Annotated in this window: 16 protein-coding genes; 7 read left to right on the forward strand and 9 right to left on the reverse strand. The window is 57.1% G+C overall.

Going from position 1 to position 18263, the window contains the following annotated elements:
• Positions 1-186 precede the first annotated feature (186 nt).
• The 6 genes from htpG to ACEQFP_RS11720 all read right to left on the reverse strand — a co-directional run bounded on the left by htpG (position 187) and on the right by ACEQFP_RS11720 (position 6538).
• The gene (gene htpG, locus ACEQFP_RS11695) at positions 187-2058 is read right to left on the reverse strand and encodes a molecular chaperone HtpG (protein WP_035602010.1); all 1872 of its coding nucleotides are present in this window, start codon (positions 2056-2058) and stop codon (positions 187-189) included.
• Between the two features lie 176 nt (positions 2059-2234).
• Positions 2235-2840: a recombination mediator RecR gene (recR, locus tag ACEQFP_RS11700; protein ID WP_005283568.1), complete on the reverse strand. Its 606-nt coding sequence runs from the start codon at positions 2838-2840 to the stop codon at positions 2235-2237.
• A complete protein-coding gene (locus tag ACEQFP_RS11705; RefSeq protein WP_005283566.1) occupies positions 2840-3169 on the reverse strand; it encodes a YbaB/EbfC family nucleoid-associated protein in 330 nt (109 codons plus the stop codon). Before ACEQFP_RS11705 ends, recR begins: the two co-directional genes overlap by 1 nt.
• A 45-nt stretch (positions 3170-3214) precedes the next feature.
• Positions 3215-5188: a DNA polymerase III subunit gamma/tau gene (gene dnaX, locus ACEQFP_RS11710; protein ID WP_370546906.1), complete on the reverse strand. Its 1974-nt coding sequence runs from the start codon at positions 5186-5188 to the stop codon at positions 3215-3217.
• Between the two features lie 248 nt (positions 5189-5436).
• Positions 5437-5988, reverse strand: coding sequence for an adenine phosphoribosyltransferase (gene apt / locus ACEQFP_RS11715; RefSeq protein WP_005283561.1), 552 nt, complete (start codon positions 5986-5988; stop codon positions 5437-5439).
• A gap of 169 nt (positions 5989-6157) precedes the next feature.
• Entirely contained in the window at positions 6158-6538 is a 381-nt protein-coding gene (locus tag ACEQFP_RS11720) for a DUF454 family protein (protein ID WP_035594374.1), read from the reverse strand.
• 69 nt (positions 6539-6607) lie between these two features.
• Between ACEQFP_RS11720 and priC the strand changes: the two genes are divergently transcribed.
• The 3 genes from priC to rsmS all read left to right on the forward strand — a co-directional run bounded on the left by priC (position 6608) and on the right by rsmS (position 7635).
• Positions 6608-7147 carry a primosomal replication protein PriC gene (gene priC / locus ACEQFP_RS11725; RefSeq protein ID WP_005283556.1) on the forward strand — a complete coding sequence of 180 codons (540 nt, stop codon included), beginning with the start codon at positions 6608-6610 and terminating at the stop codon, positions 7145-7147.
• A gap of 69 nt (positions 7148-7216) precedes the next feature.
• Positions 7217-7468: a GlsB/YeaQ/YmgE family stress response membrane protein gene (locus tag ACEQFP_RS11730; RefSeq protein ID WP_005283553.1), complete on the forward strand. Its 252-nt coding sequence runs from the start codon at positions 7217-7219 to the stop codon at positions 7466-7468.
• 8 nt (positions 7469-7476) lie between these two features.
• Positions 7477-7635 (forward strand): pleiotropic regulatory protein RsmS, encoded by a 159-nt coding sequence (rsmS, locus tag ACEQFP_RS11735; RefSeq protein WP_005283550.1) that lies wholly within the window; start codon positions 7477-7479, stop codon positions 7633-7635.
• 45 nt (positions 7636-7680) lie between these two features.
• On the opposite strand, the gene mscK is transcribed toward rsmS, so the two are convergent.
• From mscK to acrR, 3 genes are all read right to left on the reverse strand, one after another.
• Positions 7681-11040 carry a mechanosensitive channel MscK gene (gene mscK / locus ACEQFP_RS11740; RefSeq protein WP_370546907.1) on the reverse strand — a complete coding sequence of 1120 codons (3360 nt, stop codon included), beginning with the start codon at positions 11038-11040 and terminating at the stop codon, positions 7681-7683.
• 198 nt (positions 11041-11238) lie between these two features.
• On the reverse strand, positions 11239-11592 hold the full coding sequence (locus ACEQFP_RS11745; protein ID WP_005283542.1) for a DsrE/DsrF/TusD sulfur relay family protein: 354 nt from the start codon (positions 11590-11592) through the stop codon (positions 11239-11241).
• Positions 11593-11616: 24 nt separating this feature from the next.
• Positions 11617-12312 carry a multidrug efflux transporter transcriptional repressor AcrR gene (gene acrR, locus ACEQFP_RS11750; protein ID WP_035599449.1) on the reverse strand — a complete coding sequence of 232 codons (696 nt, stop codon included), beginning with the start codon at positions 12310-12312 and terminating at the stop codon, positions 11617-11619.
• Between the two features lie 140 nt (positions 12313-12452).
• On the opposite strand from acrR, the gene ACEQFP_RS11755 reads away from it, so the two are divergent.
• From ACEQFP_RS11755 to ACEQFP_RS11770, 4 genes are all read left to right on the forward strand, one after another.
• Positions 12453-13637 carry an efflux RND transporter periplasmic adaptor subunit gene (locus ACEQFP_RS11755; protein ID WP_005296656.1) on the forward strand — a complete coding sequence of 395 codons (1185 nt, stop codon included), beginning with the start codon at positions 12453-12455 and terminating at the stop codon, positions 13635-13637.
• 44 nt (positions 13638-13681) lie between these two features.
• Positions 13682-16837: an efflux RND transporter permease subunit gene (locus tag ACEQFP_RS11760; RefSeq protein WP_370546908.1), complete on the forward strand. Its 3156-nt coding sequence runs from the start codon at positions 13682-13684 to the stop codon at positions 16835-16837.
• A 373-nt stretch (positions 16838-17210) separates the two neighbouring features.
• On the forward strand, positions 17211-17579 hold the full coding sequence (gene tomB / locus ACEQFP_RS11765) for an Hha toxicity modulator TomB (RefSeq protein ID WP_005283520.1): 369 nt from the start codon (positions 17211-17213) through the stop codon (positions 17577-17579).
• Positions 17580-17599: 20 nt separating this feature from the next.
• On the forward strand, positions 17600-17803 hold the full coding sequence (locus ACEQFP_RS11770; protein WP_005283517.1) for an HHA domain-containing protein: 204 nt from the start codon (positions 17600-17602) through the stop codon (positions 17801-17803).
• The last annotated feature ends 460 nt before the right edge of the window (positions 17804-18263 follow it).

The following is an 18263-nucleotide window of genomic DNA, read 5'->3' on the forward strand; positions in this document are numbered from 1 at the left end:
TTGCTTAAGATGTAAAAAACGCTAAACCTTACCATTATAACGCCCATCGGCTCAAGGCGACGGCAGCGGGCTGAAACGTGAAACTGCCGGTATCCTGCTCAGCAGCAAGAAAAAAACGGATTTCCAGCCCATCGCCATAAAAAAAGGCGGCCCGTAGGCCGCCCTGTTATACGATTTCGTCGCCGATCAGGCCAACAACAGTGCGTTGACGCGTTTGATGAACTGGTTCGGATCTTCCAGCGTACCGCGCTCGGCGAGCAATGCCTGATCCAGCAGCAGATCGATCCATTGCGCGAAACGATCGTCCTCCTGCTGTTCGGCGGCGCGCTGCACCAACGGATGCTCAGGGTTGAGCTCGAAGATATACTTCACTTCCGGAACCTGCTGACCGGCCGCGGCGAACAGCTTAGCCATCTGCGTGGTCATCTCGTCGCCGTCGGTGCTGACGACCGCCGGCGTATCGGTCAGGCGGTGAGTCAGACGCACCTCCTTCACCCGCTCGCCCAGCAGCGTTTTCACCCGCTCAACGAAGGGTTCCAGCGCCTTGTCGGCCTCTTTCTGCGCCTCGCTGTCCCCTTCATCGGCCAACTTCTCCAACGCCTCGTCTTTCTTGCTGACGGACTGGAAGAACTTGGCATCGTATTCCGTCAGGTAGCTCATCATCCATTCGTCGATACGATCGGAGAGCAGCAAGACCTCGATACCCTTCTTACGCAGCAACTCCAGGTGCGGGCTATTGGCGGCGGCGGCGTAACTATCGGCGGTGATGTAGTAGATCTTCTCCTGACCCTCTTTCATGCGCCCGATGTAGTCATCCAGCGACACCGTTTGCAGCGCATTGTCGTTATGGGTCGAGGCGAACCGCAGCAGCTTGGCGATCGCCTCACGGTTGGCGAAGTCCTCCGCCGGCCCCTCTTTCAGCACCTGACCGAACTGCTGCCAGAAGGTCTGATAAGCGTCGGCATCGTCCTTAGCCAGTTTCTCCAGCATCTGCAACACACGCTTGGTCAATGCGGCACGCAGGTTTTGTGTGATCCGGCTATCCTGCAACAGCTCGCGCGATACGTTAAGCGGCAGATCATTGGAGTCCACCAGGCCACGCACGAAGCGCAGGTAGTTGGGCATAAACTGCTCGGCGTCATCCATGATGAACACGCGCTGCACATACAGTTTCAGCCCATGCTTATGGTCGCGGTTGAACAGATCCCACGGCGCCTTGGCGGGGATATACAGCAGGCTGGTATACTCCTGCTTACCCTCGACGCGGTTGTGGCTCCAGATCAGCGGATCGCTAAAATCGTGGGCGATGTGCTTATAGAACTCTTGATACTCTTCGTCGCTGATGTCGGCCTTATTGCGGGTCCACAGGGCCTGTGCCTTGTTGATTTTCTCCCACTTCTTCTCACCCTCTTCGCCTTCGCTGCTGAGGATCTCGACCGGCAACGCGATATGGTCGGAGTATTTGCCGATGATATTACGCAGGCGCCAATCGTCGAGGAAATCCTCCTCCCCCTCACGCAGATGCAGGGTGATCTCGGTACCGCGATCCGCCTTCTCGATATCCGCGATGGTGTAGTCCCCCTCACCGGTGGACTCCCAGAAGACGCCCTGATCGGCGCTAGCGCCGGCGGCACGGGTGCGTACGGTCACCTTATCGGCCACGATGAAGGCGGAGTAGAAACCGACACCAAACTGGCCGATCAACTGACTGTCTTTCGCCTGGTCAGAGCCGAGTGACTCCAAGAAGGCCTTGGTACCGGACTTGGCGATGGTACCGAGGTTTTCGATCACCTCCTCACGCGTCATGCCGATGCCGTTATCGCTCAGCGTCAGGGTGCGGTTGTCGCGATCCACGCTGATGCGTACGCGCAACTCGCCATCACCCTGATACAGATCCGGGTTTGACAACGCACGGAAGCGCAGTTTGTCGGCGGCATCGGAAGCGTTGGAGATAAGCTCACGCAGGAAGATCTCTTTATTGGAGTAGAGTGAGTGGATCATCAGGTGCAGAAGCTGTTTCACCTCTGACTGGAAGCCACGAGTTTCTTGGCCTTTCATTATTCGCTTTTACCTCTCATCGATAACACGCAGATCAAATGGGTTATGTTACAGATGGGGATCGGCATAAGGTTTTCAAGGGGGAAAAAGCGAGAAAGCCGTCATGGCGAGGAAAAGCGGGGGCGAGAAAATGAATCGGGGATAGCGCGCATCTATCCCCGTCGCCAACGAGCGGGTTAACGCCTCACCGGGTGACGCCCGGCCAGCGAATGAGACAGCGTGGTGCCATCCACCATCTCCAGTTCACCGCCGACCGGCACACCGTGCGCAATGCGGCTGGCCATCACGCCATGCGCCGCACACATCTCGGCGATATAATTGGCGGTAGCCTCCCCTTCGACCGTCGGGTTGGTCGCCAGGATCACCTCGTTGAGCGTCTCTTGCCCCAACCGCTCCTCCAGCCGATCCAAACCGATATCCTGCGGCCCAATGCCATCCAGCGGTGACAGGTGCCCCATCAGCACAAAGTAACGCCCGGAGTACTGCCCGGTCTGTTCGATGGCATGGATATCCGCCGGGCTCTCGACCACGCAGATCTGCCCATTCTCACGCCGCCGTGCGTTGGCGCAGATAGTACAGATTTCCTGTTCGGTAAAGGTACGGCAATCGCGACAGTGACCGATCTCCGACATGGCGCGCGTCAAGGCCTGCGCCAGGCGCATGCCCCCACTACGATCGCGCTGCAGCAGATGAAAGGCCATGCGCTGCGCCGACTTGGGCCCCACGCCGGGTAGGCACCGCAGAGCCTCCATCAGGGATTCGAGAAGCGGGCTGGTCTGCATCAGAACGGCATCTTGAAGCCCGGCGGCAGCTGCATACCGGAGGAGACGGAAGCCATGCGCTCTTTCTGCTCGCTTTCGATACGGCGCGCGGCATCGTTAAACGCGGCGGCGATCAGATCTTCCAGCATCTCTTTATCGTCTTCCATCAGGCTCGGATCGATCTCCACACGACGGCAGTTATGAGCGCCGTTGATGGTGACCTTCACCAGGCCGGCGCCGGACTCACCGGTCACCTCAAGCAGGGCGATCTCGTCCTGCATTTTCTGCATTTTTTCCTGCATCTGCTGGGCCTGCTTCATCAGGTTACCCAGTCCGCCTTTACCAAACATAGCGTTCTCTCTTTTACGTAGGGCCGTGCCATCACGGCACAGCGGTTAAACGGGTCGGATGCTCTCGTCATCCAGTTCGGCGTCAAACAGGCGCCGCAAGGTCTGGATATTGCCATCCGCGGCAATCGATGCACGCGCCTGCACCAGCTTCTCTTCGTAGATCACCTGGCGCCACTCCAGCGGCGTCCGCTGCTGGGGATCATCATCCTCCACGATGCTCAGCTCCACCGCGCGTCCATAGTGGTCGCTCAGTGCCTGAGCCAGCGTTTGCCGTGCAGAGGCGGAGTTTAAATGACGCTGGGCCGAACGTAAATGCAGAAGCACGCTTCCCTCGGCCGAAGGCACACGAAACGCATTCAACGCCAGTTGCTGTACCAACTTAGGTAACTTGAGGCGACTCAACTCTAACGCCCACGCATCACGCGCCAGCGACTCTTGCGCCAGACACGCCGCTAGCTCAGGGGTTTTCTCATGTTCTAACGCGCTACGTAACGCTTTAGGCGTCGTCTTCGGCGCCTCTACCTGCTCCGGGCGATGCTGGGCCTTCCAGCGGTACGCCTCCTTGCGAGCCGGTTGCTGCTCGGCCGCGGCCGCCATCTTCTGCTGACCACGTTCGCTGATATTGGCCAGACGCTCCAACGCTGAGGAGGCCGGCTGCGCACGCTGCTGCGCCGCCGGCTCACTCTTTTTTACGTCGCTCCCTCCGGCGGCCTTCTGCCGCAGGCGCGAACGGGCCTGTAATAGCTGGGCAGTACTGTCCGGTACGGCGGGCGCCGCCTGCGGGGGCGCGGCAGCGGGGAGAGCGGGCTCCGCGGCCATGGGTACGGCAGCGCGGTGAGGCGCGACTATCCCCTGAGGCGCCACATCGACCAATGGCGGCACACTATGCTCGGCGGCAAAGGCTGAGGCATGCTCCGTCTCGGCAATGTCAACCTTAGGATGAAAGGCCAGCGCGCGTAGCAGCGTCATTTCGACACCCATGCGCCGATCCGGCGCATAGGCCAGCTCTTTACGACCATTGAGCATAATCTGATAAAACAGCTGCAGATCCGCCGGTGGCAGCAGACGCGCCAGCTCGCGCAGACGGGATTCAACGGCGGCATACTGACTGTCTAAGGCGCTAGGCAGTAGCTGCAACATCGCCACCCGATGCAACAGCGTCAGCATCTCCAGCAGCAGATTTTCCCAATCGACGCCACGCCCGGCGGCCTGCTCCACACGCTCCATCACCAAGGCGCCATCGGCGGCGGTCAACGCCTCGATCAGCGCCAACGGTTGCTCATCGTCCAAGGTGCCGAGCATCTGGCTGACCGCATCGGCCGTAATCTGCCCCTGCCCCATGGCGATGGCCTGATCCATCAGACTCAGTGCATCGCGCATACTGCCTTCGGCGGCGCGCGCCAGCAGTTGCAGCGCCCGCGCGTCGGCGGCCAGCGACTCGGCCTGGGCGATCTTCGCCAACTGCGCGCGGATCTGCTCATGATCCAGCGCACGCAGATGAAACTGCAGACAACGGGAGAGGATGGTCACCGGTAGTTTTTGTGGATCGGTGGTGGCCAGCAGGAACTTCACGTGTGGCGGCGGCTCCTCCAACGTCTTAAGCAACGCGTTGAAGCTATGGCGCGACAGCATGTGTACTTCGTCGATCAGGTAAACCTTGAAGCGACCTCGCGCCGGGGCATACTGCACGTTATCCAGCAGGTCGCGCGTGTCCTCCACTTTGGTACGCGAGGCGGCATCGATCTCCAGCAGATCGACGAAGCGTCCCTGCTCGATCTCCCGGCAATTATCACAGACACCGCACGGGGTGGCGGTAATACCGGTCTCACAGTTCAACCCCTTCGCCAATAGGCGGGCGATACTGGTCTTACCGACCCCACGGGTACCGGAGAAAAGATAGGCGTGATGGATACGGCCCAAAGAGAGCCCGTTCGCCAGCGCCGTCAGAACATGCTCCTGCCCCACGACGTCGGCAAAGGTTTGTGGACGCCACTTGCGGGCGAGAACCTGATAGCTCATCGATGATTCGTCATTGATTGAATAAAAAATTAAGCCGCCCATCCGGGGGATGACCAGCGTGCTCAGCATCATAGTCGCCGGCGAGCAACGCGCCCGTCCGGCCTGATTATCTGATCATTGTAACAGTAGTTGCCGCAATGCCCATGACTTTATTCCCGCGCCAGAAATGGCTGAGCCACCGCTAATGCGGTGGCTCAGAGTACAGCGCGCGCCCCACGCGGGGGGACACCGTCGTCAGACGCGATCGATCAATGACCGTCGAAAGAGACCAGGCTGTAGCAGTTGATCTCCATCGCTTCCAGACGCGCCTCGCCCCCTAGCGCGGGCAAGTCGATGATGAAGGCGGCGTCGTGAACGATCCCGCCCAGGCGACGGATCAACCGAGTCGTCGCTTCGATGGTCCCGCCGGTCGCCAGCAGATCATCGACCATCAACACGCGATCATGAGCCTCGATGGCATCCTGGTGGATCTCCAGGGTATCGGTGCCGTACTCCAACGCATAGCTTTCCGCCAGCGTTGCACGCGGTAGCTTGCCGGGCTTACGCACCGGCACGAAGCCGACGCCCAGCGCCAGCGCGACCGGGGCGCCGAACAGAAAACCACGGGCCTCCGTGCCCACCACCTTGGTGATCCCCGCCGCGCGATAACGCGCCGCCAGCAGCTCGATACTCAGTGCATAGGCGTCGGGTTTCTCTAGCAGACTGGTAACATCACGGAAAAGAATGCCTGGCTTCGGATAGTCAGGGATGGTCTTAATGCTTTGTTTCAGAAATTCGAGTTGTTGTGCTGTAGCGGTCATAACTTGTTGCCTGATAAACACCGGGTTCGGGCTAACGCAAGCCACCTAAAACTCCCCCAAATCTGCCCCGGAATGGCATCCAGTAGCCCTCGGAAAAGGGAGGTAACCCGCGCACGAAAACGCTCAAATCTATGCAAAGCGCCGAAGAAATGCAACTACTCTAGCGCGATTAAGGGGACTTTTCTTGCGATGCATCAATTACCGGCAGGCGCCACACCCCAATCAGCAACGCCGCGAGGATCGCCAGCAGCAGCAGACGCACGCCGTTATGCTCCACCAGCCAGAGCGAGAGGGAAAAGCTTGCCAACAACAGGATCAGTGCCCGCCAACGTGCCCCAGGAGGCAGGCCGCGATGACGTTGCCAGTGACGCAGATACCCCCCAAACCAGGAGCGATACAGCAACCAGCGATGAAAGCGTGGGGATGAACGGGCAAAGCAAGCCGCCGCCAACAGCAAGAACGGGGTAGTGGGTAAAAGGGGCAATACCACGCCCAGCCCACCTAAGCAGACGGCGAACCACCCCACCACGATCAACACTATGCGCTTCATTCTCTCGCTTGCCCCGTTCCCTGCCACTCCAGTACCATGCGCTATGGTTACTATCATCTAGGGCAGGTTATGTCGAGTCAACAAATGCTCCAACAGCTGGAGCAGCGTCTACAACGCCTGGCGCACGATCTGGCGCCACTGGCCGAACAACCCGCCGCGCGCTCTCGCTTCGATCGCGCCCTGTTTCTCACCCACGGTACGCGGTTAAAAGATTATCTACGCGAGACGCAGGAGAACTTTGCCGCCCTACAACGCGCCGTCGCCGCCAGCCAGCGTCAACAAGTCGCCTTCCTCGCCGAGCGGCTGCTGGCTCAGATGGCGGCGTTACAACGCGAACAGGCCACCCAGGCCCTACGCCAACGCGAGCCGCAACCGGCGTCCGCGGGCGGCGACCCCTACCAGGAGTTGGCCCGTCATCAAGACTATGAACGCCGCCTGCAAGCAATGATACGCGAACGCGAGTGGCGCCTGGCGAACTGCCAAACCCTGGCACAACAGCAGCAGATACAACGTGAGCTGGCGGCGTTAGAGGGGCGCCTCCAACGCTGCCGCCAAGCGTTGCGCCGGATCGAAAAAGCCATCGAGCGGCGTGAACGCGGCCTAAGCTGATGCGTACGCCTTAGCTATACTGGAAGCGATGGCCGAGCAGGGGTTCGGCCCATAAGCGAGACATTGACCATGGGTATCATCGCGTGGATTGTTCTGGGGTTGATCGTCGGCATGCTGGCGAAATGGCTGATGCCGGGACGGGATGGCGGTGGCTTTATCATGACTGTCGCACTGGGCATCGCCGGTGCCCTACTCGGCGGCTATCTCGGTAATCTCATCTTTCATCTGGATGTGGCGGCCGGTTTTAGCCTGAAAAGCCTGATCGTCTCGGTCATCGGGGCGATGCTATTACTCTTTATCTATCGCAAGATCCGATCATAAGGAACACTATGTCACTGGAGCTGGAGAGCGACGAAGTCAAATTGGCCGTCGATCTGATCTATCTGTTGGAGAGCAACGACGTACCCGCCCACACCGTCCTGGCTGCCTTGGCGATCGTGCAACGCGACTACCAGGCTAAGCTGGCCGCACAGGACGCCCCGCACTAATGACGACGGCGGCGCTCAGCTGAGCGCGCCGTCGTCGCCTTCATGTTAGGCCGTTGGGAAGTCGGGTCGATCCATCGGTAACTTACGCTTCACCTCCTGCACCTCATTACCCTGCGGGTTGTGCAGATAGACCTCCAACTGATTGAAAGCAATATTGATGTCGTTCTCCCGACACAGCTGATCGATGCGCCGGTTCAACTCATCCACCACATAGCTACGATCGCGCAGTTCGCGCACATACAAGCGCATCTCATGATCCAGCGTACTGGCGCCGAAAGCGAGGAAGAAAACCTGAGGCTCCGGCTCGGCCATCACCCGCGGATTCTCCCCTGCCGCCTGCAGTAAGATCTCGCGCACCTTATCCAGATCCGAGCCATAGGCCACCCCCACCTTGATCAGGACCCGGGTCACGGTATCCGACAACGACCAGTTGATCAGCCGCTCGGTGACAAAGGCCTTGTTGGGAATGATCACCTCCTTGCGGTCGAAGTCGGTGATGGTGGTAGAACGAATACGGATCTTGTTCACCGAGCCGGAGTAGGAGCCGATAGTAATGGTGTCGCCAATGCGTACCGGCCGTTCGAACAGGATGATCAGGCCGGCGATAAAGTTACTGAAGATCTCATTCAGACCAAAACCGAGGCCGACAGAGAGCGCGGCGGCCATCCATTGCAGCTTATCCCAGGAGATGCCCAACGAGCCGAAGAAGATGATCACCCCGACACTGATAATGACATAGGTCAGGATGGTGGTGATGGCATAGGAGGCCCCTTGGCGCAGTTGCAGGCGCGACAACACCAGTACCTCGAGCAAGCCGGGTAAGTTGCGCATCATGATGTAGGCCACTACCACCGTCATCAGGGCGAACAACAGATTCCCCAGCGTCACCGCCTGCGTGATCTGGCTCGCTCCGCTACCGCTGTTGTAGTGCCACAGGGTGATGCTGTCGAGGTAGGAGATCACCGTGAACAAATCCGCCCAGATCCAATACAGGACGCAGCCGAAGATCAGGAACAGCACCATGGTGGTCAGACGCAACGATTGGGAGTTGATCTGATCGATGGCCAGCGGCGGCTCTTCAACCGCCTCTAACCCCTCCGCCCCCTCACGCGAGACGCCCGCGGCGCTCTGCTGACGACGGGCCAAGGCGCGGCGATAGGCCAGACGACGGGCGGCGACGCTCAAGCCGCGTAGCGCCGTCGAGTAGATCACCGCCCACAGTAGCATCAGATACAGGCTCTCGATCCAACGGGTACCCAGCCGCAAGGCGGTATAGAAGTAACCGCAGGCGGTGAGGATCATCAACACCAAGGGGGCGATGGCCAACAGGGTGATCAACACCAGCCGTACGCTATGCGAGTTTTTCTCGCGCCAGGCATCACGACACAACGGGAAGACAAACACCGTCAGGAGCGCCAAGGTGATCAGGATCACCACCTGACCGATCACATCTTCATTCAACTGTAGCGGTGACTTCTCCCCGATGACACACCATACCATCAGCGGGATCAGGGTGAAGCCGAGACGCCGCACCATGCGCCGATAGTGGGCACAGACCAGTGGCGAGACAGTAAAGTGACGCTCGGAGACCCCCCCCGGCGAAATCAGTCGATAGGTGGTGCTGATGATCAACCAGAAGAGCGAGAAGCGTAACGCCATCACCCATAGCAGCCCGCCCAGTGGGGTGGCGGTATGGTAGAACATCACGCCCAGAGCCAGTATCAACAGTGTACCCGGTAGCCCGCGCAGGATAGTCAGCAGGATCGCCTGCGGCGTATGCAGCTGGCCATCCCGCTTTAACTGTCCCACCTCATCGGCTAACTTCTCCAGACGCGCGTTGATCGCCTTACGTCGCCACAACAGCAACCCGGTACCGATCACCAGCGGTATAAATAGATATAGCGAACTGATAAACCCATCCAGCAAGGCGGCGGGTTTCAGATCGAGGTGCAGGTTGGCCGCCTGACTGCGTAGCGCATTCGGCAGGCTGATGAACCAGGCGAGATTCATCGGTTTGTTGCTGCTCACCCAGAAGATCTGTTGCGTCAGGGTGTGCTGCAAATAGTCGTTCACGTTGCGCAGTTGCTGCTGGTTAATCTGCAGGCTGATGGCCAACGTCAACTCGTTACCCAGCTGTTTATTCAGCTTATCCAGCAGATCGCGCCGCGTATCGATCAGGTCCTCAAGTACGCCGACCGCCTCGTCACTCAGCTTCTCCTTACTGCTCGCCAGCAGTTTCGCCACATAATCACTGCCTTGGCTCAGCGTGTCGCGCTGGGCGTTGATATCGAACTGCGCGACACGCAGATCGGCCACTTGCTCCGCCACGTCATTACTGAGTTTCTCTGTCGGCAGCTTTTGTTGTTGCTGATAGAGAATGCGTGACAACAACAGGCTGCCTTTCAGCACCGAGATCTGCTCTTTCAAATTACGCTCGGCCTGCAACGAGCGATCGAGCCAATTCTTGACGCGAATACTCTCCTGCACCAGGGTGTTGGTCTTTTCGGTCGCATCGATCAAGCGCTGGCTCAGATCCCGATTAATCTCGATCTGCTGAGCGATGAGCGGATTGCGGGTAAAATCCTGCGCCACATCATCGGGATTGAGTGCCTCACGGGCCGTTTTCTCCTGCTGACTCAGCTCCTTATTGTAGCCGGCCTGACGGATCAATTGGACGCGATGCTCCAGTTGAGCGATGCGGGCATTGGCGTAATCACGCTGTTTTTGCAGGGTATCTTGTAGGGTGGTGTTATCTTCCAGGCTCTGCTGCTGATACTCCAGCGACTGGTTGAGCATAGCCAGTTCGGTATTCAGCATATTGCGCTGAGTGGGGCGTAACTGGTTATCCTCGGCCAGCGTATTGCGGATCTGCTGAATCTTCTGCGAACTGGCCATCATCGCTGCCTGGGCGCGTTCCGGCTGCGTCTGTAAGGCGATCAACTGGCTGCTGTAAGCACCGAGATCTTCCTGCGCCTGCTTCAGCTCCTCCAGGGTGTTATCCCACTGGTTTTGGAGTTGCCGCGCGCCCATCTGGCTGAAGTTGGCCTCGTCGGCGGCATCGTTATTACGCTGGAGCGCCTCCAACCCGGCCAAGGCTTGATTCAGCTTGCCCGGTGCCTGCTGCGCCTGTTGCTTCAGTTGCAGACTCTCTTTCCGATAACGATCGATACCGTCCAGATAGGTCAGCGTCTGGTTAAGATCTTGCAGCACCAACTTATCGCTGGCGGACAGGCTCTTCTGGCGATTCAACGCATCGATTTGATTCTGCACCTCGCCGCGTGAATCGATGTCACCACTCTGCGCCCACGCCGAGGCACTAGAGAATAGGCAAAATAGCAGAATGACAACTACCATGCGCCACAAGGTCATCCCCTTGCGGGGCTGGAATAACACGCCGTGAGTCATAATTAAATAAGCAGAATGTATAATAACGGGAGAATAGATTCATTAGCGTAACATGAAGCCGTAATAGCAAGAATAGGCGCAATCGGAGAAAGTTACCCATTCTGCGCGCAAGACGCGTGACGCTGAAAATAATAAGCAGACGAATGGGTAGAGAGGATAACCGCCCACATCAGGGCGGTGAGGGGAAAGTCAGGGGCGTTAGAAGGTAAGAACCTTATCCGCCGCCAAGGTCCAGGCCGCCAATTCGGTCAACGTGCCGATGGCGATCCCCTCGATCAACGGTAAGTGGGCGATCCCGCGTGCATCGGCGCAGGTCTTACACAAGCGGATCGGCGTCTGCTGGGCACAGAGGATCTCCAGCATCTGCTGCAAGTTATAACCTTCGTGTGGCTTTTGCCCCGGCAACGCCGCCGTGACCGCATCCGACATCAGGAAGATCTTCAACTCGATCTCCGCCGCCTGCTCCTTCATGGCCAACGCCAGACGCAACGCATTAAACAACGACTCTTGGCCATAACCGGCCCCATTGGCAATCACGACAATTTTTTGCATTGTAGTTCACTCGTCTCTTATTTATTAAGGGGCATGCGGCAGGGAGTAAGCCTGCCACACGGCTGCGTCGATCGGTTCGCTGACCGCATCCCGACGCAGGAAAGGACTGTGCTGCAGCATGGAAATCGCATTATCGACCAAGAGGAAGGCCTGCTGACGCAAGTCGAAACTATCGGGCGCAAACAGCCAACTCTCCATGATCCCCGTGATGTAGCTGCGCAGGGCGACGGCGGCACGCAATGTGTCCAGATCCGCCGGTAATTGCGCCAACGAGATACAACGCTGCAGCACGCGCTCAATACGGGCATAACTCTCCAGATACATTAGCTTACGCCGTTCTCCCAATGCGCGCATCTCGCCGACAAACTCGCATTTATGATAGAGGATTTCCATCATGGCCCGACGCTGCGGATCCTCTACCGTGGCGACTAAAATAAAAATTAAGAGTTCGCGTAAAATCCGCAGTGGATCATCCGGAAACTTTGTCTGATACTCTAACTCAAGTCCGCTAAGACGGGATTCCATGAAATCCCATACGGCGTTAAAAATATCGATCTTATTCTTAAAATGCCAGTATATGGCACCACGGGTTACGCCGGCTGCCTTGGCAATATCGTTGAGCGAGGTCGCGGCAACGCCACGTACGGAAAACTCACTGATGGCGGCATCAATGATCTGCTGTCGGGTCTCTTGGGCCTGTTGTTTGGTTTTTCGTGCCATGGCGTCGTTTTTTTAAAGTATCAAGACTTACATGCATTGATGAATGTATGTACCATAACATGCGCTTTTCTATAGCGCAGCAATGGGTTGTTAACAACGTGCATTATGCCCATTTCGCACTCGGACTCTTGAGGTATAATATGAAGAAAAACAGAGGGTTAACGCCTCTGGCGGCAATACTGCTGTTTTCCGGCAGTTTACTTCTTACAGGATGTAATGATGACAAGGGTGGTGCCCAACAGCGCTCCGCGCCTGAAGTCGGCGTGGTCACACTGAAAACAGCACCATTGAGTGTCTCCACCGAGCTTCCTGGCCGAACCTCTGCATACCGTATTGCAGAAGTCCGCCCGCAGGTCAGTGGTATTATCCTTAAGCGTAACTTTGTCGAAGGCAGCACGGTAAAAGCCGGCGATTCACTGTATCAAATCGATCCCGCGACCTATAAGGCCGCCTATGATAGCGCCGTCGGCGATCTGGCTAAGGCGCAAGCCGCCGCCAACATCGCCCATCTGACGGTGAAGCGTTACACCCCGTTGCTGGGGACCAAGTACATCAGTCAGCAAGATTACGATAACGCCGTCTCTACCGCTCGTCAGGCCGATGCGACCGTCATCGCCGCCAAGGCCGCCGTAGAGAGTGCTCGGATCAACCTGGCCTATACCAAAGTTACCTCGCCGATCACCGGTCTGAGCGGTAAGTCTTCCGTCACCGAGGGCGCATTGGTAACCGGCAACCAGGCCAATGCACTGGTCACCGTGCAGCAGCTGGATCCGATCTATGTCGATGTCACCCAGTCCAGCACCGACTTCCTGCGTCTGAAGAAAGAGCTGGCCGATGGCCAGATCAAGCAGGATAACGGTAAGGCTAGCGTCGAGTTGGTGATGGAGAACGGCCAAGCCTATCCGCTGAAGGGAACCTTAGAGTTTTCCGACCTCACCGTGGATGAGAGCACCGGCTCGATTACTATCCGCGCCGTCTTCCCTAACCCGCACACCGATCTGCTTCCGGGGATGTTTGTCCGTGCCCGTCTGGAAGAGGGGGTCCGTCCTGACGCCCTACTGGTGCCGCAGCAAGGGGTAACGCGTAACCCGCGTGGCCAGGCGACAGCTATGGTCGTCGATAGCGATAATAAAGTGGAAGTACGCATCATTGATGCGGCTCAGGCCATCGGTGATCAATGGTTAGTCACCAGCGGTCTGAAAGCGGGCGATCGGGTGATCGTCGCTGGTCTGCAACGTGTCCGTCCGGGCATGCAGGTCAAAGCCGAGGAAACGAAACTGAACGCACCGGCCGGCGAGCAGGCGGCCAATGGCTCACAGCAGTAATTGCGCTGTGATGCACACTATTAGGAAAAAGGAGCCAGTAATACATGGCTAAGTTTTTTATCGATCGTCCGATCTTTGCCTGGGTTATCGCCATCATCCTGATGCTGGCCGGTGCATTGGCGATCATGAGTCTGCCGGTTGCACAGTACCCCACCGTTGCACCGCCAGCCGTCACCGTCTCCGCCTCCTATCCGGGCGCGGATGCGGCCACGGTGCAGAACTCCGTGACGCAGGTTATCGAACAGAATATGAACGGCCTCGATAACCTGATGTACATGTCGTCAACCAGTGACTCGGCCGGTAACGCCGCGATCACCTTGACCTTCGAAGCCGGTACCGATCCGGATATCGCCCAGGTTCAGGTGCAAAACAAATTGCAACTGGCGATGCCTTCCCTGCCGCAAGAGGTTCAGCAGCAGGGGGTCAGCGTAGATAAGGCCTCCAGCAGTATTCTGTTGGTTGCCGGCTTTATCTCGGAAGATGGCAGCCTGAGCCAGGATGATATCGCCGACTACGTCGCTTCCAACATTAAAGATCCCCTGAGCCGTACCCAGGGTGTGGGGAGTGTGCAGCTGTTTGGTTCCCAGTACGCCATGCGTATCTGGCTGGATCCCAACAAGCTGAATAAGTACAACCTGACGCCGGTCGACGTCATCTCACAGATTAAGGTGCAGAACAACCAGATCGCCGGTGGCCAGTTGGGGGGAACCCCGCCTGTCCCGGGTCAGCAGTTGAACGCCTCAATCATTGTCCAGACCCGCCTGAAAGACCCGGCGGAGTTCGGCAAGATCCTGCTCAAGGTGCAACCGGATGGCTCGCGCGTCTTACTGCGTGATGTCGCCCGTGTCGAATTAGGGGCGGAAAACTACGGGACCGTAGCCCGTTACAACGGTAAGCCGGCAGCCGGTATCGCCGTGAAGCTGGCGACGGGTGCCAACGCCTTGGATACCGCCAAGGCGGTGAAGGCCGAGTTGGCTAAGCTGGCGCCCTACTTCCCGGCCAGCCTGAAGACGGTCTACCCCTACGACACGACACCGTTCGTTCAGCTCTCCATCGATGAAGTGGTTAAAACACTGCTGGAAGCGATCGTGCTGGTGTTTGCCGTTATGTATCTGTTCCTACAGAACATCCGTGCGACCCTGATCCCGACCATCGCCGTGCCGGTCGTCTTGTTGGGTACCTTCGCCATCCTTGAGATCGTCGGTTTCTCCATCAACACCCTGACCATGTTCGGTATGGTGCTCGCGATAGGCCTGTTGGTGGATGACGCCATCGTGGTGGTGGAAAACGTCGAGCGTGTGATGGCCGAGGAGGGACTCCCGCCGAAAGAGGCCACCAAGAAATCCATGGAGCAGATCCAGGGCGCCTTGGTGGGTATCGCCATGGTACTGTCCGCGGTATTCGTGCCGATGGCCTTCTTTGGCGGCTCGACCGGGGCCATCTACCGCCAGTTCTCTATCACTATCGTCTCCTCGATGGTGCTATCCGTACTGGTGGCGATGATCCTGACCCCGGCACTGTGCGCCACCATGCTGAAGCCCATCGCCAAGGGCAGCCATGGCGTACAGACCGGTTTCTTCGGCTGGTTTAACCGCCTGTTCGAGAAGAGTACCCACCACTATACCGACAGCGTCGGCCGCATCCTGCGCGGTACCGGGCGCTACCTGGTGATCTACCTGCTGATCGTGGTTGGCATGGGGCTGTTGTTTATCCGCCTGCCCACCTCCTTCCTGCCGGAAGAGGACCAGGGGTTCCTGTTGACCATGGCTCAGCTGCCGCCTGGGGCGACCCAAGAGCGCACCAACAACGTGCTCAAGCAGGTCACCGACTACTACGAGACGAAAGAGAAGCACAATGTCGAGTCGGTCTTTACCGTCAGCGGCTTTGGCTTCAGTGGTCAGGGGCAAAACAACGGTTTGGCGTTTATCAGCCTGAAGCCGTGGGATGAGCGTAAAGGGGATGAGAACAAAGTTACCGCGATCATCCAACGTGCGGCATTCGCCTTCAGTAAGATCACCGACGCGATGGTCTACCCGTTCAACCTGCCCGCCATCGTCGAGCTGGGTACCGCATCGGGCTTCGACTTCGAGCTGATTGACCAGGCTAACCTGGGGCACGAGAAGTTGACCGAGGCGCGTAACCAACTGTTGGGTATGGCGGCGCAACACCCGGATCTGCTGGTCGGTGTTCGCCCCAATGGCTTGGAAGATACGCCGCAGTTTAAGTTGGATATCGACCAAGAGAAGGCACAGTCACTGGGTGTCTCCCTCTCTAACATTAACCAGACCATCTCCGCTGCGATGGGGGGAGCCTACGTCAACGACTTTATCGATCGTGGACGTGTCAAACGCGTCTATGTCCAGGCCGATGCGCCGTACCGTATGTTGCCGAGCGATATCGACAACTGGTATGTCCGCAGCAGCAATGGGCAGATGGTGCCGTTCTCCGCCTTCTCCACCTCGCGTTGGGAATATGGTTCACCACGTCTGGAGCGCTATAACGGCCTGCCGTCTATGGAGATCCTCGGTGAAGCAGCTCCGGGCAAGAGTACCGGTGAAGCCATGGCGATGATGGAGTCACTGGTCGCCAAGTTGCCGGCAGGCATCGGTTATGACTGGACCGGTATGTCCTACCAGGAACGCCTCTCTGGCAACCAGGCACCGGCGTTGTACGCCATCTCGCTGATCGTGGTCTTCCTCTGCTTGGCAGCCTTGTATGAGAGCTGGTCAATCCCGTTCTCCGTCATGCTGGTGGTACCGCTCGGCGTGGTCGGGGCATTGCTCGCCACCTCACTACGCGGGCTGACCAACGACGTCTACTTCCAGGTGGGTCTGTTGACGACCATTGGTCTGTCGGCGAAGAACGCCATTCTGATCGTCGAGTTCGCCGTCGATCTGATGCATAAGGAAGGCAAAGGCCTCGTCGAAGCCACGCTGGAAGCGGTGCGTATGCGTCTACGCCCCATTCTGATGACGTCGCTGGCCTTTATCCTCGGGGTTATGCCGCTGGTGATCAGTAATGGTGCCGGCTCCGGCGCCCAGAACGCCGTGGGTACCGGGGTAATGGGGGGCATGGTCTCCGCCACCATCCTGGCCATCTTCTTCGTACCGGTGTTCTTCGTGGTGGTACGCCGCCGCTTTGGCCGCCGCGATGAAGATATCGAGCACAGCCATCCGGTTGCACCACACGACGGAAAATAAGCGTCATCTACGCAACGAAGGCCACCCACAAGGTGGCCTTTTTTTATCCCCAGCTACCTTCATCTCCTGACACAGGCGTTAACCTATTGTCATCCAGCGTCCTAATTAATATTATTTATATATCTACTAATATCTCTTATACAAATAAAGACATTAACACTGGTTAACTTTATCTATAAGAGGCATATCCCTATAGCATTTGACCTCTCCAAGTCGTATTATTTAAATACTTCCTAACACAAAACTTTTCCCATCGCCTAACAGCTTTGCTATGATAGAAAGGTGACTCAACCTAGCCATTGTGCCAAGTTATTGATTGTTGCTATATTTCTTAGTACAGATCAGAGCCTTTCGCTGCGCTAGGAGGCCAGTTATGGATGAGTACACATCTTATCGACATGACATCGCAGAGTTAAAATATCTGTGTGATTCCCTGTATCGTCAGGGAATGGATGTCCTGGAAGAGAGTCATCATGGCTGGGTCAGCGATCCGACGGCAATGGTTAATCTTCAGCTTAATGAGCTGATTGAGCATATTGCCAACGTGGCCTTGTCATTTAAGATCAAATATCCACAGCATTCGTCTCTTTGCGAAATAGTGGATGATTATCTGGATGAAACCTATGCCTTGTTCAGCGCCTATAGCGTGAGTGAACAGGCACTCAGGCACTGGTTACGAAGCAAGCGCAGAGTTGCGTACTCGCTCGCACATGAGAAACGTAACGCCGCCTTGCATGTTTAATCCAATACTAGGGTTGTGTAATGACCAAAATAGACTATCTGATGAAGTTGCGTAAGTGCACGTCGCTGGAGACGCTAGAACGCGTGATCGAAAAGAATAAATATGAGCTTTCCAATGATGAGCTGGAAGTTTTTTATTCCGCAGCCGATCATCGCTTAGCCGAATTAACTATGAATAAGCTATACGATAAAATTCCAGCCGAAGTCTGGCAGTACGTACGCTAAATGTTCCGGGCGTTATTTTATGCAACGCCCCGGCAACACTAGTTATATTATTAGTAGCATATAATAAATTATATTTATTGTTATCATTCCTCCTCGGGGAGGCTAATCGCCCGATCGACATCGTTTTCATTCCCCTCTTCTCTTAGAAGCCTATCCCATTAGGCTATTTTATTTACCATTTGGGCCCTGGACAGGGCTTACCATCCTCATGTGTTGCGTGTACGCCCCGGTTGTTCCACGCTGTCCGTATCCAAACTGGCTACAACGATACACGCCTACTGGGATAGGCTCTTAGTCAATCTTATGCAAACGAATGATGTAGTTATCGCCAATCGGACATCTGTCGCCGGCGCTTCGTTCATCTCAACATAAAAAGAGTGTTTGGCAGAGGCAGAGGCAGAGGCAGAGGCAGAGGCAGAGGCAGAGGCAGAGGCAGAGGCAGAGGCAGAGGCAGAGGCAG

The organism is Edwardsiella sp. A.80236 (assembly GCF_044540725.1).
Lineage (GTDB): Bacteria > Pseudomonadota > Gammaproteobacteria > Enterobacterales > Enterobacteriaceae > Edwardsiella > Edwardsiella tarda.